Source organism: Stenotrophomonas sp. 86156_Sma, from assembly GCF_056481625.1.
Window position 1 is genome coordinate 1,699,093 of record NZ_CM151157.1, and the last position, 20,679, is coordinate 1,719,771.

Genomic DNA, 20,679 nt, shown 5'->3' on the forward strand with positions numbered 1-20,679 from the left:
GCCGCCATGAAGGGGATACTGGGGACAACGGCGATCATCATCGCTGCGCTGGCCGCTGCGCCGGCCAGCGCCGGAACCCTGTACAAGTGCCAGGGCCCTGACGGCGTCACCAGTTATGTGAGCAAGCGGGTGGACGGTGCGCGCTGCAGCACCATCAGCTACAGCCGTGACACCCGTCCGGCGCCGCGCCCGGTAGTGGCCGCGCCCAGGCCGGCGCCGACCACGGTGGCCAGCATCGAACGCAATCCGGTGGCCGTTGCCGCCGGTGCCGCAGCGCCGGCAACGCTCGCGCCCGCGTCCGTACCCGCATCCGTACCCGCGCAGCCGGTCGCGTCGCGCGCCGGTCGCATGGTCAGCGGTCAGGTCTATTCTTTCATGAAGGACGGCGTGCGCCACTACACCAGTGCGCGCCCGACCCAGGTGGCCAACCTCGGTCCGGTACGGACCATCCGCTACAGTTTCATGGAGCGTTGCTACGCCTGCGGCGTCAATCCGCGCGTGGACTTCGGCACGGTGCGCCTGAACACCACGGCTTTCCAGGGCGAGATCAGCTCGGCCGCGCGCGAGTTCGGCGTGGAAGAGGCCGTGGTGCGCGCGATCATCCATGCCGAGTCGGCCTACAACCCAACCGCGCTCAGCCGCGCGGGTGCGCAGGGACTGATGCAGCTGATGCCGCCAACCGCCGCGCGCTTCGGGGTCAGTGATTCCTACGATGCCGGGCAGAACATCCGTGGCGGCGTGCAGTATCTTGCATGGCTGCTGAAGCGCTTCAATGGCGATCTGACTCTGGCGGCGGCGGGCTACAACGCCGGCGAAGGCGCGGTCGACCGCCACGGTGGCGTGCCGCCCTACAGCGAAACCCAGTACTACGTGCGCCGGGTCGGGCAGCTGGCCGAGCGTTACCGCACCGCATTGACGCACCAGTAGTGCCGGCCGCTGGCCGGCAACCCCTGGGCAATGGCCGGTACCGACCGGCCGCTGGCCGGCAACCCCGCAATCAATGTTGTTGCAATGCGTTGTGTGGCGCGCGACGGTTCCGCTACACTCGACCGTGATTCAATGCGGCTCTGGCCCCCACCGGATCCGCTGGCAGCCTTAAAGCTACCTAATCAATATCGGAGTGCCGGATGGCCAACGATGGGGTACACGATCCAGTCAACACCGGACGTCGGCGTTTTCTTTCTGCCACCACAGCCGTGGTGGGCGCCGTCGGCGTCGGATTCACCGCAGTTCCTTTCATCAAATCCTGGAATCCCAGTGCCCGCGCCAAGCTTGCCGGCGCACCGGTGGTGGCCGACATCAGCGCCCTGCAGGAAGGCCAACGCCTGATCGTGGAATGGCGTGGCCAGCCGATCTGGATCGTCAAACGGTCCAAGGCGATCCTCGATGCGCTGCACGGGCTGGACGGCCGTCTCAAGGACCCCGAGTCCGGCGAGAAGGACCAGCAGCCGGAGTACGTGCTGAAGCAGAACCCCGAGCTGCGCTCGATCAAGCCGGAGATCTCCGTGCTGGTCGGGCTGTGCACGCACCTGGGCTGCTCGCCGGAAATGGTCGCCGAGATCCGGCCCGAGCCCTACGATCCGCAGTGGAAGGGCGGTTACTTCTGCCCGTGCCACAAGTCGCGTTTCGACATGTCCGGCCGCGTCTTCAAGGACGTGCCGGCGCCGATCAACCTGAAGGTGCCCGCGCACCACTACCAGGACGACAACACCATCATCATCGGTGTCGATCCGCAGGGGGCTGCCTGATGGCCAATATCCTCAGCCGTACCGCCAGCGGCGTGGCCGACTGGGTCAATGCCCGGGCACCTGGCCTGATGCCGGTGTACCGCAAGCACGTCAGCGAGTACTACGCGCCGAAGAACTTCAACATCTGGTACTACTTCGGCTCGCTGGCGCTGCTGGTGCTGGTCAACCAGATCGTCACCGGCATCTTCCTGACGATGCACTACAAGACCAACGCCGCCGAGGCGTTCGGCTCCATTGAATACATCATGCGTGATGTGGAGTGGGGCTGGCTGATCCGCTACATGCACTCCACCGGAGCCTCGCTGTTCTTCATCGTGGTCTACCTGCACATGTTCCGCGGCCTGCTGTACGGCAGCTACCAGAAGCCGCGCGAGCTGGTGTGGATCCTGGGCATGCTGATCTACCTGGTGCTGATGGCCGAAGCCTTCATGGGCTACGTGCTGCCGTGGGGCCAGATGTCGTTCTGGGGCGCCAAGGTGATCATCTCGCTGTTCGGCGCGATACCGGTGATCGGCAACGGCCTGACCGAATGGATCATGGGCGACTATCTGCCCAGTGACGCCACGCTCAACCGCTTCTTCGCGCTGCACGTCATCGCCTTGCCGCTGGTGCTGCTGTTGCTGGTGGTGCTGCACCTGGGCGCGCTGCACGAAGTGGGGTCCAACAACCCGGACGGCGTGGAGATCAAGAAGGGGCCGAAGGGCAACCGCTGGTCGCCGAATGCCCCGGCCGACGGCATTCCATTCCACCCGTACTACACGCTCAAGGATGGCGTCGGCGCTGGATTCCTGCTGATCATCGCCGCCTTCATCATCTTCTTCGCGCCCGGTTTCGGCGGCCTGTTCCTGGAGCACGACAATTTCACCGAGGCCAATCGCCTGGTGACGCCGGAGCACATCAAGCCGGTCTGGTACTACACCCCGTACTACGCGATGTTGCGCGTGGTGCCGAACAAGCTGGGCGGCGTGCTGGTGATGTTCTCGGCCATCGCGATCCTGTTCCTGGTGCCGTGGCTGGACAAGGCCAGGGTGAAGTCGGTGCGCTATCGCGGCTGGATCTCGAAGGTGATGCTGGGCGTGCTGGCGGTGTGCTTCGTCTGGCTGGGTGTGATTGGGTCCGGCCCGGGCACCGACGTGCACGAGACCTACATCGGGCGGGTGCTGACCTTCCTGTACTTCGCGTTCTTCATCACCATGCCGCTATGGACAAGGTTGGACAGGACCAAGCCGGTACCGGAGAGGGTGACCACCCATGACTGAACGCTGGATGGTCCGGCTGGCCCTGACGGCCGCCCTGATGCTGGGCAGTTTCCTGGCCTCCGCCGCCGAGGGCGGCACCAAGCTGCTGCAGGCCGGCAACGATCTCGGTGACCGCGCCTCGCTGCAGCGCGGCGCGCAGCTGTACATGAACTACTGCTCCGGCTGCCATGCGCTGAAGTACCTGCGCTATTCGCGGATGGCGCAGGACCTGGGCCTGACCGAGGAAGAGGTGATGAACAACCTCAACTTCACCGGCTCGGCGATCGGTGACCCGATTCCGGTGGCGATGCCCAAGGAGAACGCCGAGAAGTGGTTCGGCAAGATGCCGCCGGACCTCAGCCTGATCGCGCGCGTGCGCGGCAGTGACTGGGTCTACACCTACCTCAAGTCGTTCTACCTGGACAGCAGCCGGCCGCTGGGCTGGAACAACGCGCTGTTCGCCAACGCGTCCATGCCCAACCCGCTGTGGGAAATGCAGGGCCTGCAGCATGCCGTGCATGGCAAGCCGGAGGCGCCGGGCATGGACCCGCCGGTGACCGGCCTGCGCCTGGAAACGCCAGGCAACGTCGATGCCGGACAGTACGACCAGGCCGTGCGTGACATCACCAACTTCCTCGAATACGCCGGCGAACCGGCCGCGCTCAAGCGCCAGCAGCTGGGCGTGTGGGTGATCCTGTTCCTGGCCCTGCTGACCTTCCTGCTGTACCTGCTGAAGAAGGAATACTGGAAGGACGTTCACTGAATCTGCCGCCGACCATCACACGGGCCTATTGGCTTTTGTGATGGTCGGTTGCACACTCGGGGAGGAGTCGATCGCTGGCACGGTGCCGGCGGCGCCGATGCGGCAGGCGGTCTCCTGTCGTGGGAGAGCCTTTGATGGCGGCGAGCGTACGCATGCGCAATACACTGACGCTGTTTTCCTCGAACGACGATGTACTGTGCCACCGTGTACGCCTGGTCCTGGCGGCCAAGGGTGTGACCTTCGACTTCGTTCCGGTCGATCCACAGAACCCGCCTGAAGACCTGATCGACCTCAATCCGTACCACTCGGTGCCGACCCTGGTCGAACGCGAACTGGTGCTTTACGCCGCGTCGGTGGTCAGCGAATACCTCGATGAGCGCTATCCGCATCCGCCGCTGATGCCGGTCGATCCGCTGTCGCGTGCCCGCATCCGGTTGGCCATGCTGCGCATCGAGCACGACTGGGTGCCGCAGGTGCAGGCCATCCAGCTGGGCAACAAGACCCAGGCCGAGGCCGGTCGCAAGCGCCTGAAAGAACTGCTGACGGCCTCGTTGCCACTGTTCAAGGCCAGCAAGTTCTTCCTCAACCCGGAAATGAGCCTGGCTGACTGCGCGATGGCGCCGATCATCTGGCGCCTGCAGTCGCTGGATGTGCCGCTGCCGAAGGACGGCAAGGCGATTGAAGACTACGGCAACCGCATCTTCCGCCATCCGGGTTTTGTCCGCAGCCTGACCGACCAGGAAAAGAAGCTGCGCGATCTGCCGGTCTGATCCCGTCTTGCTTTACCCGTCTGCACGCCGACCGGCGTGCAGGCGATCCGCCCCGGCGGGGCGCCGGGCGCGTACACTTCACGCATGACCGAAGACTTCTTCCACATGACCAGCCACCGCCCGTACCTGCTGCGGGCGCTGGTGGAATGGATCAACGACAACCAGCTGACCCCGCACATCCTGGTCGACGCCGGCGTCCCCGGCGTGCAGGTCCCGCCTTCGGCGGTCAAGGATGGCCGGGTTGTGCTCAACATCGCCGAACGCGCTGTCGTGCGGCTGATGATCGACAACGAGATGGTGAGCTTCTCGGCGCGCTTCTCCGGCACCAGCTACCCGGTGCAGGTGCCGATCAGCGCCGTGCTGGCCGTCTACGCCCGCGAGACCGGGCAGGGCATGGCACTGCCGGATGACATTCCGGGCAGCGAAACTGCGCCGACCAGCGACGAACTGCTGCATGAGGAAGGCACGCCGCCGGACGATACCCCGCCGGCCAGTCCGCCGCCCAAGGGTCGCCCGAACCTGCGCGTGGTCAAGTAATCCCTCTGACGCCGCCCCGATGGGCGGCGTTTTCCTTTACAGGATTTACCGGTGGGTGCCGACCGTTGGTCGGCACTCAAAGCCCTTAGACATCCTCGGCATCCTCCGCATCCGGCCGGATCTGGCTGATCCGCGCCGCGCCCGGGCCAGTGAACGAGATCAACTGGTCGCCGCGCAGCACCATGCGGCCCACGTGGCGATCGATGCCATCGTAGGAATACTCGAACTTGAACGTGCGCTCGAAACCGAGCCGGCCATCCTCGCCGCGCGACAGGCGCAGGCCGGTGGCATGCACCGCCTGGTCCAGCCATTGCACGTCGGCTGCGCGGCAGGCATTGCGTCCCAGCTCGACCGCGCGCTCGGCGGCCGAACGCGCAGCGTTCCAGAAGAAGTAGATGATTCCGCCGGCAATCAGCAACAGCAGCAGGGTGGGCATGGCGTCAGCCGTCAGAGGTCGATTCCGCAAAGATGGCGGCGAACGTGCGCTGGATCAAGCGCTGGATTCACCGCCGCGGCTGCGGTTCGCTGGATACCGGTTGCGCGGGCACGATGACCGGTTGCGGTGTCGGGGCGGGCTGCATCGGCGTCGCAGTGGGAGAGGGCATCACCAGCGGTGATGTGGCGGTCAACTGCAGCAGCGCTGCCCAGTCCTGCCGGTTGAAGCTGCATTCGTCCTCGCGGCCCGGCGTGCAGCTGGGGTCGATGCCGGTGCTGTTGCGTTCGCGCGCGGGCGGCAGCTTGATCAGCCCGGTGCGGTCCAGCGGCAGCAGCCGCATCGCCACGGTGTTCATCACGTTGCCGCCGACCAGGTACAGGGTCTGGTCTCCGCCAAGATTGGCCGCTACCACCACTTCGCAATGTGATTTCCAGTGGCCCACCGAGCCATTGCCCAGTGCCTGCACCAGCCCGCTGTAGCTGAGCGTGGTGCTGCGGTCGCGCAGGAAGCACAGCAGGTCGCCCGGTGCGGGCTTTGCGGTCGCGGGATCGACCAACCGGTACGGCACGCCCGAGGGGCCGCCCTGGTACGCGGCACGGATGTAGTCGATGTGGCGTGGCGAGGTGTTGAAGCCGGGAACGCCGGACTGCACCATCACCCAGGAAATGAACGCGGCCGACCACGGGTTGTCGACCAGGAAGGCGCGGCAGTCGCTGTCGGTGTAGCGCGTGCCCAGCGGTGCCAGGCAGCTGCTGGCGCCGGCGATGCTGCCCATTGCGTTGAGCGTGCCGCTGTTGCGCCAGTAGCCGGCCACGCGCTGCCAGGCGATCAGGCCGTTGTCGGCCAGGTGATCGCTTTCGGCCTCGGTGACACTGAGGCTGGCTGCGCGGCCATCGCGATCAATGAAGGGCCGGAACCACAGCCGGTGCTCGTTGCAGGCGGTATTGCGGATGGCCACCGCCAACGGGCTCAGGCCGAAGCGGGGCGGCACATCGCAGGCTTCGGCGGCCGCTGCGGACAAGGGGGCTGCGGCCAGCAGCAGGCAGGCAGGCAAGAGCATCCGGCGCATGCGCGGCTCCTGTGGGGGATGACCGCAGCGTCGCAGCGCTGTCGTGAACGCCGGGTGTGAGAACCGGGTCAGGCCTCAGCCCGGCGGCGGGCCCAGCTTCAGCGACAGATCAATCGCCTGCACGTGCTTGGTCAGGCCGCCAATGGAGATGCAGTCGACGCCGTCCTCGGCGATCGAACGCAGGCCACCCAGGCCGACGCTGCCGGAGACTTCCAGCGGGATGCGGCCCGCCGTGATGCGCACCGCCTCGCGGCGCAGGTCGGGGCTGAAGTCATCCAGCAGGATGCGTTCGCAACCAGCCTCCAGCGCCTGGCGCAGCTGCGCAAGATCCTCGACCTCGACCACCAGCGGCAACCCAGGCCATTGCCGGCGTGCGGCAGCCACGGCTGCGGCCAGTGAACCGGCAGCGCGGATGTGGTTTTCCTTCAGCATCACCGTGTCGTACAGGCCGAAACGATGGTTCTCTCCACCGCCGCAGCGCACCGCGTACTTCTGCGCCAGGCGCAGGCCGGGCAGGGTCTTGCGGGTGTCGAGGATGCGCGTGCCGGTGCCGGCCACGGCCGCCACGTAGCGCGCGGTGGTCGTGGCGGTGCCGGACAGCGTCTGCAGGAAGTTCAGCGAAGTGCGCTCGGCGCTCACCAGGCTGCGGCTGCGCCCGTGCAGCAGCGCCAGTACGGTGCCGGCGGTGACCGTGTCGCTCTCGGAGACATGCCATTCGATGCGCACGTCCGGATCGAGTGCGCGGTGGGTGGCGTCGAACCAGGGGCGGCCGGCGATCACCCCGTCCTGCTTGCACAGCAGGTAGGCGCTGTCGGCCTGGTCGGGCAGCAGGGCGGCGGTGACGTCGCCGCTGCCCAGGTCCTCGGCCAGCGCACGCGCGACATCGGCGGCGACAACGGCCGCATCCGGCGTCGGCAGCGCGCTCATGCGGCCGGGAAGTCGGCGATCTGGGCGGTCGGGATGGCTTCCTCGGCCAGCAGCACCGGGATGCCGTCGTCAACGCGGAACACCTGCTTGCGGTCGCGGGTGACCAGCGCTTCGCGCAGCGGCTGCGCCAGCGGGTTGCCATCGGCCTTGTTCACCGCGCCGGCGGAAATGGCCTTGTTGAGGGCTTCCAGGCCCTTGCCATCCAGCAGGGACAGGGGCTGGCGGGTGTCCGGTGACACCAGCAGGTCGAGCAGCTTGCGATCCATGGTTCTTCGTCTTGCGTGGAAGATGGCTAGAATACGTCTTTAAGGCAGGTGACGGCCAATGACCCCCAACCCGATCGCGCCGCTTGTCGGCATCGTCATGGGTTCCCGTTCCGACTGGGAAACCATGCAGCACGCCGCCCAGAAGCTTGAAGCTCTGGGTGTTCCGTTCGAAGTGAAGGTAGTGTCCGCGCATCGGACGCCGGATGTGTTGTTCAGTTACGCCGAGCAGGCGGGCCCGCGTGGCCTGCGCGCGATCATCGCCGGTGCCGGCGGGGCCGCGCACCTGCCGGGCATGATCGCCGCCAAGACCGCCGTGCCGGTGCTGGGCGTGCCGGTGCAGTCCAAGGCCCTCAACGGCATGGATTCGCTGCTGTCGATCGTGCAGATGCCAGCCGGCATCCCGGTCGCCACCTTCGCCATCGGCAATGCCGGCGCCTCCAACGCCGCGCTGTTCGCCGCCGCAATGCTGGCCAGTGACCAGCCGGCGATCGGCCAGGCGCTTGACGCGTTCCGCGCACGCCAGACCGAAGACGTGATGGCCCACGACGATCCGCGCCAATGAGCCTGACCGTAGGCATCCTGGGTGGCGGCCAGCTCGCCCGCATGATGGTACTGGCCGGTGCGCCGCTGGGATTGCGCTTCGAACTGTACGACCCCGCAGCCGACGCCTGCAGCGGCCCGCTGGCGCCGCTCACCGTCGGTGCCTTCGATGACCGCCAGGCGCTGGCGGATTTCGCGGCCAAGGTCGACGTGGTCACCTTCGATTTCGAGAACGTGCCGGCCGACAGCGCGCAGTTCCTGGCCGACCGCGTGCCGGTCTACCCGCCGCCGGCCGCACTGGCCGTGGCCCAGGACCGGTTGAGCGAGAAGACCCTGTTCCAGCAGCTGGGCATTCCGCTGCCGGCCTTCGCTGACATCCGCAGCCGTGACGAGTTGGCCGCGAAGGCTGCCGAGTTCGGTCTGCCGTGCATCCTCAAGACCCGCCGCCTCGGTTACGACGGTAAGGGTCAGTTCCGCCTGCGCAGCGAGGCCGACATCGATGCCGCATGGGATGCGCTGGGTGCGCAGGTCGAGCGTACTGGTCTGATCCTGGAGGGCTTCGTGGCCTTCCAGCGGGAGGTCAGCGTGGTTGCCGTGCGTGGCCGCGATGGCAGCTTCGAGGCCTGGCCGGTCACCGGCAACTGGCACGTCGACGGCGTGCTGTCGGCCAGCGTGGCGCCGGCCGTGTTGTCGGCCGCCGAGCACGAGGCCGCGATCGGCTATGCCCGTCGCGTCGCCGAGCACCTGCAGTATGTCGGCGTGTTCGCGCTGGAGCTGTTCTGCCGCGATGGCGAGCTGTTGGCCAACGAGATGGCGCCGCGCGTGCACAACTCCGGCCACTGGACCATCGAAGGCAGCGAGACCTCGCAGTTCGAGAATCACCTGCGCGCTGTGCTGGGCCTGCCGCTGGGCAGCACCCGCATGCTCGGCCATGCCTGCATGCTGAACTGGCTGGGCGCGATGCCGGACCCCGCGCCGGTGCTGGCCCAGGCCAGCGGCCACTGGCACGACTACGGCAAGGAGCCGCGTGAGGGCCGCAAGGTTGGTCATGCCACGCTGCGCGATGATGCTGCTGATGCACTGGCCGATGCACTGGACCAGGTGGGTCTGGAGCTGGGTCGCCAGGCCCAGGTGGCGCCGGCGGTACACGCGCTGCGCAACCGCTGAACCCGGTAGCGCCGGCCGCTGGCCGGCAATGCAACGATGTGGCGCGCCGGTGCAGGCATCGGCGCAACATTCCCGGTGGTAGCGTGGAGCTCCTTTCACAGGAGTCACGACCATGCTCGACTGGAATGCCTACCGCAAGGAACTGAAGGGCCGCATCGGCGAGATCGGCAAGCTCTCGCCGGATACGGTCAAGGGCTATGCCACCCTGGCCAATGCCGGCGCGCAGACCAACCACCTGGATGCCAAGACCCGCGAGCTGATCGCGCTGGCCGTGGCAGTGACCACCCGCTGCGACGGCTGCATCACCGTGCATGTGGATGCAGCGCTGAAGCACGGCGCCAGCCGCGAGGAAATCGCCGAGGCGCTGGGTGTGGCAGTGTCGCTCAATGCCGGCGCGGCGCTGGTGTACTCGGCGCGGGTCATGGACGCGGTGGCCGCGCACGAGAGCGCGTGAAGCTCCGTACTGTTTCCCGGTAGTGCCGGCCGCTGGCGGGCGGATCGGGTATGGTCGTGCGCGTATGGGGATGCCGGCCAGCGGCCGGCACTACCCCGTGGCGGAGCCGCTGCCTCAGCGCAGCTGGCTTTCGGCGAATTCCCAGTTGACCATCTGCCAGAACGCGTCCAGATAGCGCGCGCGATCATTCTGGTAGTCGGTGTAGTAAGCGTGCTCCCATACGTCGCAGCACAGGAGCGGGGTGCTTTCGCCGGTCAATGGCGTGCCGGCGTTGCGGGTGGCCTGCAGGCCCAGCTGCCCGCCCGGATGCTGCACCAGCCACACCCAGCCCGAGCCGAACAGGCCCAGTGCGGTGCGGTTGAATTCCTCGCGCAGGCGCTGCACGTCGCCGAACTGGCGCTTGACCAGCTCGCCCAGCCGCCCCTGCGGCTCACCGCCGCCGCGCGGGCGCAGGCACTGCCAGTAGAAGCCATGGTTCCAGGCCTGTGCGGCGGCATCGAACAGCGTGCCCTGGGCGTGGCGGACGATCTCTTCCAGTGACGCTTCCTCCCACTCGGTGCCGAGGATGCCGGCGTTGACGGCATCCACGTAGGCGCGATGGTGGCGGCCGTGATGCAGTTCCACGGTCTGTGCGGACAGGTGCGGCTGCAGGGAGCCGGAGAGGTAGGGCAGGGCAGGCAATTCGACAGGCATGGACAGGTTCGTGGCCAGGGGGCGGCGGCAGCCGGTTCCATCCGCTTACAATGGCGGCTACCGTGGGCAGTCTAGCCGACCATCACGGTCGGTTTGTCCGACGAAGCAAGGAGTGTGGTTGTGGCGGTAATGCAGCAAATCCAGGCCGAGGTCGATCGTTACCCGCTCGTGCTGTTCATGAAGGGCACCCCGCAATACCCGATGTGCGGCTTCTCAAGCCGCGCCGTACAGGCGTTGATGGCGGCCGGCGCTGTCACCCTGCGCACCGTCAACGTGCTGGAAGAACCCGAGATCCGCGCCAACCTGCCGCGCTTTTCCAACCTGCCGACGTTCCCGCAGCTGTTCATCAACGGTGAGTTGATCGGCGGCTGCGACATCGTCCTGGAGCTGTTCGAAGCCGGCGAGCTCAAGCGCATCGTCGAAGAGGCGACCCAGGGATGAGTGCCTGGCCATCGACGTCACCGACCGACGGGGCGCTCGATGGCCGCCCGTTGCAGGATCGCGTGGTGCTGGTTGCAGGCGCCGGTGGTGGCTTGGGCAGTGCGGCGGCCGTTGCGGCCGCAGCGGCCGGTGCCACCGTGGTCTTGCTGGGCCGCAAGCCGCGCCGCCTGGACCGTGTCTACGCCCAGGTCCAGGCTGTCGGCCCGGAACCCCTGCTGTACCCGTTGGACCTGGAAGGTGCAGGCCCCGACGACTATGCCGAGCTGGCCCTGGCCCTGCAGCGCGAACTGGGGCGGCTGGACGGCCTGCTGTTCTGTGCCGCCCACTTCCCGGGCCTGACCCCGTTTGAGCTGGCCGACCCAGCCAGTTTCGCCCGCGCGGTGCACGTTACCTTGACCGCGCCGGCCTGGCTGGCCCAGGCCTGCCTGCCACTGCTGCGGCAGCGCGAAGATGCGGCGCTGGTGTTTGCGGTCGATGCCCCCGACCGGGTCGGGCAGGCTTACTGGGGCGGTTACGGTGTGGCCCAGCATGGCCTGCGTGGCCTGATCGCCAGCCTGCACGACGAACTCGGCCGCAGCCCGGTACGCGTCAGTGGCCTATACCCCGGCCCGCTGCGCACGGCGCTGCGCGCCCGGGCCTATTCCGTAGACCAGGACCCGGCCGCCCAAGGCCCGGAGGCCGCCGCCGCTGCGGCCGTGACCCTGTTGTCCGGTGCTGGCGCCACCTGGCGCGGCCGGATTCTCGATGCCAGCGGGGCGTCCCCGGCCGAGTGAGTGCCGGGGAAAGGCGGAGTGAAGAACCCGTCACGATTGCGTTGCGATCGGGTGCCGTTTGTCGCACAACCGTCACATTGATGGCGTAGCGTGTTAATCTAGTGTTAACCGTTGTGGCTTCCTTCAGCCAAGCGGTAGGGAACCCCAGATAAATGTCCGACCAGCCACCCGCAGGGCTGTTTGGATGCGCTTTTTTTCCGCCATCGCCAACTCGCATCGAGGCTACCGAAAAATGACCCACCCACTCCGGATGTCCAAGCTCACCCTTGGTCTCGTGGCTGCGCTCGCCGCCGCTCCCGCCTTCGCCCAGAGCACCTCTGCCGGTGTCGGCGGCCAGGTGATGTCCTCTGCAGGCCAGCCTGTCGCTGGCGCTGAAGTCACCATCACCCACACCGAGTCGGGCACCGTTTCGCGTGCCACCACCGACGCGTCGGGTCGTTACAACGCGCGCGGCCTGCGCGTGGGTGGCCCGTACACCATCACCATCACCAAGTCCGGTGAAGGCACCAAGACCGAAGAAGGTGTCTACCTGAACCTGAACCAGGTCAACACGGTCAACGCCAGCCTCGGCGGCGATCTGGCCGCCACCAACCTGGACGCCGTGAACGTTGTCGCCACCGCCGGCGGCCTGGACCTGTTCAGCGCCACCAAGATGGGCAGCGGCACCAACGTGACGCGCGAAACGATGGACGCGCTGCCGTCGGCCAACCGCAACATCCAGGACTACATCCGCCTGGACCCGCGCATCTCGCAGGTCAGCAAGGCTGACGGCGCGATCTCGGCCGGTGGCCAGAACACCCGTTACAACGCCATCCGCATCGACGGCATCAGCGCCTCCGATCCGTTCGGCCTGGGCTCCAACAACCTGCCGACCGAGCGTCAGCCGGTGTCGATGGACGCCATCCAGGAAATCAACATCGACCTGGCCAACTACGACACCACCATCGCTGGTGGTACCGGTGCGGTGATCAACGCCGTGACCAAGTCGGGTACCAATGAATTCCACGGCACCGTGTACGGTTCGTACCGCGACAAGGACATGGTCCGTTCGCGCCTGGAAGGTGACAAGCAGGACTTTAACGGCTTCAAGGACGAGAAGACCTACGGCATGACCTTCGGCGGCCCGATCGTCAAGGACAAGCTGTTCTTCTTCACCAACTACGAAAAGTACGAGCGTAGCGGTGGCGGCGTCAGCCTTGGCGAAAGCCCCTACAACAAGGCTGGCGGCATCAGCGATGCTGATATCGCCCGCGTCCAGAAGCGCATGTCCGATCTTGGCTATCAGGTCGGCGGCGTCGGTGCGCTGAACAACAAGACCGAGATCGAAGAGTACGCGGTCAAGCTGGACTGGAACATCAACGAGAACCACCGTGCGGCCCTGCGCTACAACAAGATGAAGCAGGACGTGGTGCGTTTCCCGAAGGTCAGCAACAGCGAAATTTCGCTGAGTGACTTCTGGTACACCCAGCCGACCGAGTATGAGACCTGGATGGGTGAACTGTTCAGTGACTGGTCCGAGAACTTCTCGACCGAGTTCAAGGTCTCGCACAAGGACTACTCGTCCAACCGCGTTGCCGCTTCGCACCTGCCGCAGATCCGCGTCCGCTTCGACAACAATAATTCGCTGTACCTGGGTACCGAGCAGAACACCCACACCAACCTGGTGGAGTCGAAGGAACTGAGCGCCTTCGGTGCCGGTACCTGGTATGTCGGTGACCACACCGTCAAGTTCGGCTTTGACTACACCGACAACGACCTGATGAACTTCTACGGTCGCAACCTGTACGGCGCGTATGAGTTCGCCAACCTGGCTGCGTTTGAAGCCGGCACCCCGTCCGCGTACCAGGTGCGCGTGCCGCGTGCTGGTGGCAGCCTGGATGACATTCCGGCGAAGTTCCACCTGAAGAACACGGGTCTGTTCATCCAGGATACCTGGGCGATCAACTACAACCTGAGCCTGATGTTCGGTGTCCGCGTTGACATGCCGGACTTCAGCACCCAGCGCCTGTACAACCCGCGCATCGAGCAGCTGTACGGCTTCAACAACACCAAGCTGGTCGACAAGAAGCTGTTCCAGCCGCGCGTCGGCTTCAACTACACCTTCGATAGCGACCGTCCGACCCAGCTGCGCGGTGGCGTGGGCCTGTTCGGCGGTGCTGCCCCGAACGTGTGGCTGGCGGGTGCCTACCAGAACACCGGCCTGAACTACGCCGAGTACAACCTGACCCGCAATCCGGGTGGTTTCAGCTTCGATGCTGACAATCCGTTCATCCCGGACCCGTCGCTTGCTTCGGCACGTCAGAACGTCGACCTGATCGCTCCCGGTACCCGCCTGCCGTCGGTCTGGAAGGCCAACCTGGCCTTCGATCACGAACTGCCGTGGTACGGCATCGTGGCGTCGGCCGAGCTGCTGGTCACCAAGGTCAAGGATGGTCTGTACTTTGATCGTCTGGACGTCATGACCCCGAATGCCAACCGCTCGGTTGGTCAGGACGGTCGTGCGCTGTACTGGAACGACTACGGCATGAACGGTGCCAATGCTGGCTCGAACGGCATGCAGGCTGGCCAGAAGAACGGTCGTGCCTGCTCGGCCACCGATCAGACCTGCCCGAGTGACCGTGTCAACCGTCCGAGCGATATCGGCGACGTGATCCTGCTGCGCAACACCGACAAGGGTCGTGGTTCCCAGGCTACGTTCTCGCTGGCCAAGCCGCTGACCGAGAACTGGGGCTGGTCGCTGGGTTATACCTACACTCAGGCGAAGGAAGTGAGCCCGCTGTCCAGCTCGCAGAACACCTCGAATTGGAACAACACGCTGAGCCTGAACGCCAACGACAACGTTGCGTACAACTCGCGCTATGCGATCAAGGACCGCATCACCGGTACCCTGGAGTGGAAGCACAACTTCTTCGGTGACAATGCCACCCGCGTCGGCCTGTTCTATGAAGGCCGTTCGGGTCGTCCGTACAGCTACGTGTTCTATAACGACGTGAACGGCGACGGCGCAGGCACCAACGATCTGTTCTACGTGCCGAAGGGCCCGGGTGACGTGATCTTCACCGGCGGCGCCGACATGGAGAAGAAGTTCTTCGAATGGCTGGCGCAGAATCCGGAGCTTGATGCCTACCGTGGCAGTGTGGTCCCGGCCAACGCGCACCGCGCCAAGTGGGTCAACAGCTTCGATGTCCGCATCAGCCAGGAGTTCCCGGGCTTTGCGAAGACCCACAAGGGCGAGATCGCGCTGGACATCATGAATGTCGGCAATCTGCTCAACAAGAAGTGGGGTCTGATCGACGATTACGGCTTCTACGCCACCCGTCGCGTTGCCAACTACTCGGGTATCGACCCGGCTACCGGCAAGTACCTGTACAACTTCACCGGCCGTACCGACAACTCGTCGATCCAGGAAAACAACAACGACAAGGGCAACACTGCCGTGTCGCGCTGGTCGATGCAGCTGACCGTGAAGTACAAGTTCTGATCCGTCAAAGCCTGAAGCAGTAAGTGGAAACGGCCGGGGAAACCCGGCCGTTTCTTTTTTGAGATGGACAAGTAATCTTCTGCTTGATACAACTGACTGGCGCGGTTCCCCATGGAAGGCGGAAATGAAGGTCAGGTACGGATTGCCGGAGTCGTCCATAGCAGGGTTGCAGGATTGTAAATTTGCACTGCCGGAGAATGCTCCTGATCATTGCTCGAGTCGACGCCTGAGAGAGCTGTTCGCTCGTGTGCTTTCATGTCGAATGCGGTTTTGTCCGAGCTGTCGTTCTGCAGATGATCATTTCCTGCGCTGCCGCCGAGGTGCTGAATACCTTAAGTCTGCAGGAAAGTGCAACATCCTGAGTATGCACGCTCGTTCACTTCTCTTCATTCACGCTAGATTTTCCAGTGGTGCTGTGGAACGTGCCGGATTTCGGGTCGGGCGAATATGGGTCGGTCCGAGGGATGTACCTCAGAGCTTCGTTGCAGCACATATCGATGTTCAATCACATCTGTCTCGAATTATTGGTGCCACTGAAAAAATGGCGCCAATCGTTCGGCTGTATGCGCTGCTGTTGACAGTCAACATCATTCATCCGTTCGAGGATGGAAATGGTCGATTGATGCGAGCGATTGCGTTCGTCTTTTCGATCCACTATCACTGTGATTTCTTTGCTTTCCTGGCGATCTATATAAAGGTCATGCAAAGAGAATTTGTTCACGCGATCGAACTGGCCGCTGATGGTGCGCCAGGTGCCCTGGAGGAGTTCAATTGTGCTGCGCTCGAACTCTTCGAGCGGTTGAGCGTGAATCCGGGTGGGTTGGAGGAGTGGGGGCGCGGAGTCCTGCTTGGAAGGATTCTGGCCGAGCCGTGAAGTTGCAATGTGTAGAAGTGGACGTCCGTAGGTGAAGTGTTCTGAAGTTCAACGTTGGAATCATAACAAGGATGAGTTGCCATGAAGTTGAGTGTGATCATCGCATCTGTCGTATTTGGTATGGGTATGACTGCGGCATCGAAGGTCAGTGCTTTGGATCCTTGGTGTAATCCAAGCTACTGCCCCCCGACTCCGACCTATCCGGGTGGGGGGGATACGTCCACTTCGGGGCGGAGCGGGGATGCGTTTCTTCTTGTTTCCGGCGCGCACATGAGTTGCGATACCCCGGTGCAGGAGCGATATGCTGCGGTGCTGGCTAGCTTCCTTTCACTGCCTTTGGAATATCGAGTTGACTACTACGAAAACTCGGATAGGGGGGAGTACTTCGTAGCCTATCGTGATATCCCGGAACTCCACGGGAGGCTTGCATATGAATCTTGGAAGATAACTGATCCATCATCATCAGTGCCCATCGATCCTAATCCTGTGCCGATATTTGATTGCAGGAGGTAACCTGGCTTGTATGCATTGATACAGTCCAAGGGCTGAGCCTTCTCTCTGTCGAACGGCCGGGGAAACCCGGCCGTTTTCCGTTCATGCGAAAGTCCTTGCAGGTCATCTGGCATCGGCGTAGCATCCGGAAATGTGCGCGGTGCCAACGCCGCCGATGCGGTCCCGGAAAGGCGAACGCGGGAAGCACACATCCAACGGTCGGGCTTCCCGGCCGTTTTGCTTTTTAAGGGGGCGGCAGTACAGTCGGAAACCTTGAAGGAAGCGAAAAATTGGACATGACCACGAACGAAAAATCAGCCCGTGCATTGCCGGTGCAGGACGCGCGGATCTACCCGCGCGGTGGGCTGGATGTGCTGTCGCGGGCCGAAGTGGCCCGCCTGCGCGATGCGTCTGCCGGCGGTATGCACGAGCTGCTGCGCCGCTGCGCGCTGGCCGTGCTGACCAGCGGCAGTGCCTCTGACGATCCGCGCGCGGCGCGCGATCTGTATCCCGATTTCGACATCCAGGTGGCGCAGCAGGATCGCGGCGTGCGCATCGACCTAGTCAATGCACCGGCGATGGCCTTCGTCGATGGCGAGATCATCCGCGGCGTCGCCGAACTGCTGTTCGCCGTGGTGCGTGACCTGGCCTACATGGCCATCGAGATGGGCCCGGCCTACGCGGCCGAGCTGGAGTCGTCCGAGGGCATCACCAACGCGGTGTTCGGCCTGCTGCGCAACGCACGCATCCTCAACCCGGGCGACCCGAATCTGGTCGTGTGCTGGGGCGGCCACTCGATCTCGCGCGACGAATACCTGTATACCAAGCAGGTGGGCTACGAGCTGGGCCTGCGCGGCCTGGACATCTGCACCGGCTGCGGCCCGGGCGCGATGAAGGGCCCGATGAAGGGCGCCACCATTGCCCACGCCAAGCAGCGCCGTACCGTGACGCGTTACATCGGCCTGACCGAGCCGGGCATCATCGCCGCCGAGTCGCCGAACCCGATCGTCAACCACCTGGTGATCATGCCGGACATCGAGAAGCGCCTTGAGGCCTTCGTCCGCATTGGCCACGGCATCATCGTGTTCGCCGGTGGCGTTGGCACCGCCGAGGAAATCCTGTACCTGCTCGGCATCCTGCTGCGCGAGGAAAACAAGGACCTGCCGTTCCCGCTGATCCTGACCGGCCCGACGGTGGCGGCGCCGTACTTCGAGCAGATCGACCGCTTCATCCGCCTGACCCTGGGCGATGCGGCCGCCGAGCGCTACGAGATCGTCATCGGCGACCCGGTGGCGGTGGCAAAGAAGATGGCCAACGGCATCAAGCGCGTGCGTGAGCATCGCCTGGCACAGAAGGACTCGTTCTTCTTCAACTGGTCGATCGAGATTCCGTGGGAGTACCAGCAGCCGTTCGTGCCGACCCACGAGGCAATGGCCGCGCTGGACCTGCACCACGGGCGTGCCCCGCACGCGCTGGCAGCCGACCTGCGCCGGGCGTTCTCGGGCATCGTTGCCGGCAACGTGAAGGAAGACGGCATGCGCCGCATCGAGCAGTTCGGGCCGTTCCAGATCCACGGTGACCCGGACATGATGCAGGCCCTGGACGCGCTGCTGCGCGCCTTCGTCGAACAGCGCCGGATGAAGATCTCCGGCGAGTACCAGCCCTGCTACCAGGTGCTGGCCTGAGCCTGCGCCGGCGCGATGGGGATCTCGCCGGGACAGGCAGGGGAGGGCGGGCCGTCAAGGCGTTGACGCCCGTCGCCCCGGAATGACCGTTCATCCTGCCGCCGCTTGCCGGTGGCAGGGCGATGGCCCATCGTGGCCATCAACACGCTGGGGAGCGTCCAATGTCTTTGCGCCGGCAAAACGGCTTTACGCTGGTTGAGTTGATGGTCACGGTTGCCGTGCTGGCGATCCTGAGCACCATCGCCTATCCCAGCTTCCAGAGCACGATCCGCTCAAATCGTGTGGCCACGACGACCAACGAACTGATCGCGTCGCTGGCACTTGCCCGTTCCGAGGCAATAAAGAACACGCATGGTGGGGCTGTATGCGCATCCACAGCGGGCAAAGAATGTGATGGCAGCAGCTGGACCGACGGCTGGATGGTCTGGGAGGATCGCAACGGTAACGGGTCGCTTGATTCCGGTGAGAACGTGCTGCGCTACAGCGAAGGTCGCCCGACCATGAAGTCCGCAACTGAAACGTTGACCATCGGCTTCGATGGACGTGGCCGCAATCGCGCCAACGCGGAAGTGGATGTGACACTTCGCCCTGAGAAGTGTGGCGACCAGCCCCTGCAGCGGACGCTACGCATATCGCCTACGGGACAGGTCCGGCTGTTGAAGGAGAGTTGCTCATGAGAAGGATCGGCTTCCAGCCTCACCGTACCGCGCAGGGGGGCTTTACCCTGATCGAGGTCATGATCGCGATCCTGGTGATGGGTATCGGCCTGCTGGGCTTCGCGCTGCTGCAGACGATGAATGTACGGTTCGTGCAGAGCGCGAACTACCGCACCCAGGCCACCAACCTGGGGTACGAGCTGCTTGATCAGATCCGGGCCAACCGGATCAACGCGCTCAGCTATGCCGGTACCTATGCTGCTACCACTGGCAAGGGGGACTGCGCGCCGTCCATTGGCAAGGATATCGGCAAGGATGACTTCACCCGCGACTGGCGCTGTCGCCTGGGCCGCGCACTGGGTGACTCGGCATCCGGAACGGTAACCGTCAATGACGGTCGGGTACGGGTGTCGGTCAGTTGGGGCGATGAGCGTTGGAATCCCGATTCGAAGGCTGACACCACCTTTGCTGCCGAGAGCCTGCTGTGATGACCAGAATGCGCTCCCGCCAAACGATGAGTGGCCTGTCGTTGATCGAGTTGATGATCGCCCTGACCATCGGCCTGATCATCATGCTGGGCGTGGTCCAGGTGTTCGCCGCTTCACGCACGGCCTACCAGCTGTCTGAAGGGCTGGCGCGGGTCCAGGAGAACAGCCGTTTCGCGATGGATTCCCTGCAACGCGAACTGCGCATGGCCGGACACTTCGGCTGCGTGAATGATCAGGCACATGATCCGCAGGGCACCTTGGCAACCACCTTCGCTGCGGGAGGCCACCCCGCGCTGGACTTCGCGCGGTCGATCCAGGGCTACGAAGCAACGGATACCAAGCCGGGCGACGCAGTGACGTTGGCGGCAACGCCGTCAACGGGGGGCAACAAGTACTCCCCGGCGTTGCCGAGTGAGTTCGCCGCGGCCATCAAGAACCGGGTCGACGGCAGCGATATCGTCGCTCTGCGCTATCTGGTGCCGACCGGTGTGCCGGTCACGGCGGTAGCCGGAACGGTTGCCCAGCCGGTTTTCAGTTTTGATCCCAAACGTCTTGCCGTGCTTGATAGCGGAGTTACCGAACCGGGGCTGTTCGGTGTGGCTGACTGCATTTCCGCCACGGTCTTCCAGGCTCGTGCGATCGATGCAAAGGCCGGCACCGTGACGGTGGGCACTGCACCCAACAACGACGTGGCCATCGCCCGCAACTACGAGCCCGGCCAGGCGGTGCTGTATCGCGCCGAGACGTCGATCCTGTACGTGGGCTACGACGCTACGACCAAGCAATCGTCGTTGTATCGCCTTCGTTTCACCGCCAAGCCCGGTGCTGCCCTGGTGGCGGGACCGGCAGAGGCGCTGGTCGAAGGCGTGGAGAACATGCAATTGCTGTATGGCCAGGATCACGGTCTGAGCACGGTGTCGCCCACCGGCTACATTGATCGCCAGGGTACCGCGACCGATGTTCAGGCCTCCATCGTGCCGGCCTCGCGTGGCTGGCAACGTGTGGGCACGGTGCAGCTGGGGCTGGTGGTATCCAGTCCAGATCCGGCCGCATCTGTCCAGGCCAGTTCGAGTGCGCCGCTGACCGCGCTCGGCGTGACCTATACCGCGCCCTCTGACGGCCGCATGCGCGCCGCCTACCAGAGCACGATCGCTCTGCGCAATCGCCTGTATGGCAACTGA

At 64.6% G+C, this 20,679-nt stretch carries 22 protein-coding genes; 17 read left to right on the plus strand and 5 right to left on the minus strand.

Annotation, left to right across the window (positions count from 1 at the left end; translation table 11 throughout):
* Window positions 1-6: 6 nt before the first annotated feature.
* From ACZK33_RS07885 to ACZK33_RS07910, 6 genes are all read left to right on the plus strand, one after another.
* A complete protein-coding gene (locus ACZK33_RS07885; protein WP_423174059.1) occupies window positions 7-927 on the plus strand; it encodes a lytic transglycosylase domain-containing protein in 921 nt (306 codons plus the stop codon).
* Window positions 928-1,127: 200 nt separating this feature from the next.
* Complete coding sequence (gene petA / locus ACZK33_RS07890) at window positions 1,128-1,748, plus strand: ubiquinol-cytochrome c reductase iron-sulfur subunit (protein ID WP_049423262.1); 621 nt, start codon at window positions 1,128-1,130, stop codon at window positions 1,746-1,748.
* Complete coding sequence (locus tag ACZK33_RS07895; protein ID WP_019337153.1) at window positions 1,748-3,007, plus strand: cytochrome b; 1,260 nt, start codon at window positions 1,748-1,750, stop codon at window positions 3,005-3,007. Before petA ends, ACZK33_RS07895 begins: the two co-directional genes overlap by 1 nt.
* Window positions 3,000-3,749 (plus strand): cytochrome c1, encoded by a 750-nt coding sequence (locus ACZK33_RS07900; protein WP_032128878.1) that lies wholly within the window; start codon window positions 3,000-3,002, stop codon window positions 3,747-3,749. Before ACZK33_RS07895 ends, ACZK33_RS07900 begins: the two co-directional genes overlap by 8 nt.
* Window positions 3,750-3,883: 134 nt before the next feature.
* Complete coding sequence (locus ACZK33_RS07905) at window positions 3,884-4,519, plus strand: glutathione S-transferase N-terminal domain-containing protein (RefSeq protein WP_005408842.1); 636 nt, start codon at window positions 3,884-3,886, stop codon at window positions 4,517-4,519.
* 84 nt (window positions 4,520-4,603) lie between these two features.
* Entirely contained in the window at window positions 4,604-5,056 is a 453-nt protein-coding gene (locus ACZK33_RS07910; protein ID WP_019659028.1) for a ClpXP protease specificity-enhancing factor, read from the plus strand.
* A gap of 85 nt (window positions 5,057-5,141) precedes the next feature.
* Here ACZK33_RS07910 and ACZK33_RS07915 read toward each other — a convergent pair whose 3' ends face one another.
* The 4 genes from ACZK33_RS07915 to ACZK33_RS07930 form a co-directional block, all read right to left on the minus strand.
* Window positions 5,142-5,492 carry a DUF3301 domain-containing protein gene (locus ACZK33_RS07915; protein ID WP_049423257.1) on the minus strand — a complete coding sequence of 117 codons (351 nt, stop codon included), beginning with the start codon at window positions 5,490-5,492 and terminating at the stop codon, window positions 5,142-5,144.
* Window positions 5,493-5,559: 67 nt separating this feature from the next.
* Window positions 5,560-6,561, minus strand: a complete 1,002-nt coding sequence (locus ACZK33_RS07920) for a DUF2272 domain-containing protein (RefSeq protein ID WP_032128881.1) — start codon at window positions 6,559-6,561, stop codon at window positions 5,560-5,562.
* A 75-nt stretch (window positions 6,562-6,636) separates the two neighbouring features.
* On the minus strand, window positions 6,637-7,488 hold the full coding sequence (nadC, locus tag ACZK33_RS07925; RefSeq protein ID WP_423174060.1) for a carboxylating nicotinate-nucleotide diphosphorylase: 852 nt from the start codon (window positions 7,486-7,488) through the stop codon (window positions 6,637-6,639).
* The gene (locus tag ACZK33_RS07930; protein WP_005408847.1) at window positions 7,485-7,754 is read right to left on the minus strand and encodes a Trm112 family protein; all 270 of its coding nucleotides are present in this window, start codon (window positions 7,752-7,754) and stop codon (window positions 7,485-7,487) included. Before ACZK33_RS07930 ends, nadC begins: the two co-directional genes overlap by 4 nt.
* A gap of 58 nt (window positions 7,755-7,812) precedes the next feature.
* Here ACZK33_RS07930 and purE point away from each other — a divergent pair, with 58 nt between their 5' ends.
* The 3 genes from purE to ACZK33_RS07945 all read left to right on the plus strand — a co-directional run bounded on the left by purE (window position 7,813) and on the right by ACZK33_RS07945 (window position 9,915).
* A complete protein-coding gene (gene purE, locus ACZK33_RS07935; protein ID WP_005412808.1) occupies window positions 7,813-8,316 on the plus strand; it encodes a 5-(carboxyamino)imidazole ribonucleotide mutase in 504 nt (167 codons plus the stop codon).
* The gene (locus tag ACZK33_RS07940) at window positions 8,313-9,461 is read left to right on the plus strand and encodes a 5-(carboxyamino)imidazole ribonucleotide synthase (protein WP_032128885.1); all 1,149 of its coding nucleotides are present in this window, start codon (window positions 8,313-8,315) and stop codon (window positions 9,459-9,461) included. The genes purE and ACZK33_RS07940 overlap by 4 nt, the downstream gene beginning before the upstream one ends.
* Before the next feature lie 112 nt (window positions 9,462-9,573).
* On the plus strand, window positions 9,574-9,915 hold the full coding sequence (locus ACZK33_RS07945) for a carboxymuconolactone decarboxylase family protein (protein WP_004152082.1): 342 nt from the start codon (window positions 9,574-9,576) through the stop codon (window positions 9,913-9,915).
* A 114-nt stretch (window positions 9,916-10,029) separates the two neighbouring features.
* Here ACZK33_RS07945 and ACZK33_RS07950 read toward each other — a convergent pair whose 3' ends face one another.
* The gene (locus ACZK33_RS07950; RefSeq protein WP_032128886.1) at window positions 10,030-10,608 is read right to left on the minus strand and encodes a superoxide dismutase; all 579 of its coding nucleotides are present in this window, start codon (window positions 10,606-10,608) and stop codon (window positions 10,030-10,032) included.
* A gap of 120 nt (window positions 10,609-10,728) precedes the next feature.
* Here ACZK33_RS07950 and grxD point away from each other — a divergent pair, with 120 nt between their 5' ends.
* From grxD to ACZK33_RS07990, 8 genes are all read left to right on the plus strand, one after another.
* Window positions 10,729-11,049, plus strand: a complete 321-nt coding sequence (grxD, locus tag ACZK33_RS07955; protein ID WP_005408852.1) for a Grx4 family monothiol glutaredoxin — start codon at window positions 10,729-10,731, stop codon at window positions 11,047-11,049.
* Complete coding sequence (locus ACZK33_RS07960; protein ID WP_423174061.1) at window positions 11,046-11,822, plus strand: SDR family NAD(P)-dependent oxidoreductase; 777 nt, start codon at window positions 11,046-11,048, stop codon at window positions 11,820-11,822. Before grxD ends, ACZK33_RS07960 begins: the two co-directional genes overlap by 4 nt.
* A gap of 232 nt (window positions 11,823-12,054) precedes the next feature.
* The gene (locus ACZK33_RS07965; protein WP_080355163.1) at window positions 12,055-15,303 is read left to right on the plus strand and encodes a TonB-dependent receptor; all 3,249 of its coding nucleotides are present in this window, start codon (window positions 12,055-12,057) and stop codon (window positions 15,301-15,303) included.
* A 124-nt stretch (window positions 15,304-15,427) separates the two neighbouring features.
* The gene (locus tag ACZK33_RS07970; protein WP_164079890.1) at window positions 15,428-16,177 is read left to right on the plus strand and encodes a Fic family protein; all 750 of its coding nucleotides are present in this window, start codon (window positions 15,428-15,430) and stop codon (window positions 16,175-16,177) included.
* Window positions 16,178-16,965: 788 nt separating this feature from the next.
* The gene (gene ppnN, locus ACZK33_RS07975; protein WP_010486098.1) at window positions 16,966-18,354 is read left to right on the plus strand and encodes a nucleotide 5'-monophosphate nucleosidase PpnN; all 1,389 of its coding nucleotides are present in this window, start codon (window positions 16,966-16,968) and stop codon (window positions 18,352-18,354) included.
* 161 nt (window positions 18,355-18,515) lie between these two features.
* Window positions 18,516-19,031, plus strand: a complete 516-nt coding sequence (locus ACZK33_RS07980) for a GspH/FimT family pseudopilin (RefSeq protein ID WP_049399921.1) — start codon at window positions 18,516-18,518, stop codon at window positions 19,029-19,031.
* Entirely contained in the window at window positions 19,028-19,498 is a 471-nt protein-coding gene (pilV, locus tag ACZK33_RS07985; RefSeq protein WP_049399922.1) for a type IV pilus modification protein PilV, read from the plus strand. Before ACZK33_RS07980 ends, pilV begins: the two co-directional genes overlap by 4 nt.
* Window positions 19,499-19,506: 8 nt before the next feature.
* Window positions 19,507-20,679 carry a PilW family protein gene (locus ACZK33_RS07990; RefSeq protein WP_232528294.1) on the plus strand — a complete coding sequence of 391 codons (1,173 nt, stop codon included), beginning with the start codon at window positions 19,507-19,509 and terminating at the stop codon, window positions 20,677-20,679.

Bases quoted from the DNA above. Each gene is read 5' to 3' on its own strand.
- ACZK33_RS07970 (WP_164079890.1), top strand. From the start codon at position 15,428: ATGAAGGTCAGGTACGGATTGCCGGAGTCGTCCATAGCAGGGTTGCAG.
- ACZK33_RS07950 (WP_032128886.1), bottom strand. From the start codon at position 10,608: ATGCCTGTCGAATTGCCTGCCCTGCCCTACCTCTCCGGCTCCCTGCAG.
- ACZK33_RS07920 (WP_032128881.1), bottom strand. From the start codon at position 6,561: ATGCGCCGGATGCTCTTGCCTGCCTGCCTGCTGCTGGCCGCAGCCCCC.
- ACZK33_RS07885 (WP_423174059.1), top strand. From the start codon at position 7: ATGAAGGGGATACTGGGGACAACGGCGATCATCATCGCTGCGCTGGCC.
- purE (WP_005412808.1), top strand. From the start codon at position 7,813: ATGACCCCCAACCCGATCGCGCCGCTTGTCGGCATCGTCATGGGTTCC.
- ACZK33_RS07965 (WP_080355163.1), top strand. From the start codon at position 12,055: ATGACCCACCCACTCCGGATGTCCAAGCTCACCCTTGGTCTCGTGGCT.
- ACZK33_RS07915 (WP_049423257.1), bottom strand. From the start codon at position 5,492: ATGCCCACCCTGCTGCTGTTGCTGATTGCCGGCGGAATCATCTACTTC.
- pilV (WP_049399922.1), top strand. From the start codon at position 19,028: ATGAGAAGGATCGGCTTCCAGCCTCACCGTACCGCGCAGGGGGGCTTT.
- ACZK33_RS07930 (WP_005408847.1), bottom strand. From the start codon at position 7,754: ATGGATCGCAAGCTGCTCGACCTGCTGGTGTCACCGGACACCCGCCAG.
- ACZK33_RS07990 (WP_232528294.1), top strand. From the start codon at position 19,507: ATGCGCTCCCGCCAAACGATGAGTGGCCTGTCGTTGATCGAGTTGATG.
- nadC (WP_423174060.1), bottom strand. From the start codon at position 7,488: ATGAGCGCGCTGCCGACGCCGGATGCGGCCGTTGTCGCCGCCGATGTC.
- ACZK33_RS07905 (WP_005408842.1), top strand. From the start codon at position 3,884: ATGGCGGCGAGCGTACGCATGCGCAATACACTGACGCTGTTTTCCTCG.
- ACZK33_RS07940 (WP_032128885.1), top strand. From the start codon at position 8,313: ATGAGCCTGACCGTAGGCATCCTGGGTGGCGGCCAGCTCGCCCGCATG.
- ACZK33_RS07910 (WP_019659028.1), top strand. From the start codon at position 4,604: ATGACCGAAGACTTCTTCCACATGACCAGCCACCGCCCGTACCTGCTG.
- petA (WP_049423262.1), top strand. From the start codon at position 1,128: ATGGCCAACGATGGGGTACACGATCCAGTCAACACCGGACGTCGGCGT.
- ACZK33_RS07980 (WP_049399921.1), top strand. From the start codon at position 18,516: ATGTCTTTGCGCCGGCAAAACGGCTTTACGCTGGTTGAGTTGATGGTC.
- ppnN (WP_010486098.1), top strand. From the start codon at position 16,966: ATGACCACGAACGAAAAATCAGCCCGTGCATTGCCGGTGCAGGACGCG.
- ACZK33_RS07900 (WP_032128878.1), top strand. From the start codon at position 3,000: ATGACTGAACGCTGGATGGTCCGGCTGGCCCTGACGGCCGCCCTGATG.
- ACZK33_RS07960 (WP_423174061.1), top strand. From the start codon at position 11,046: ATGAGTGCCTGGCCATCGACGTCACCGACCGACGGGGCGCTCGATGGC.
- ACZK33_RS07895 (WP_019337153.1), top strand. From the start codon at position 1,748: ATGGCCAATATCCTCAGCCGTACCGCCAGCGGCGTGGCCGACTGGGTC.
- ACZK33_RS07945 (WP_004152082.1), top strand. From the start codon at position 9,574: ATGCTCGACTGGAATGCCTACCGCAAGGAACTGAAGGGCCGCATCGGC.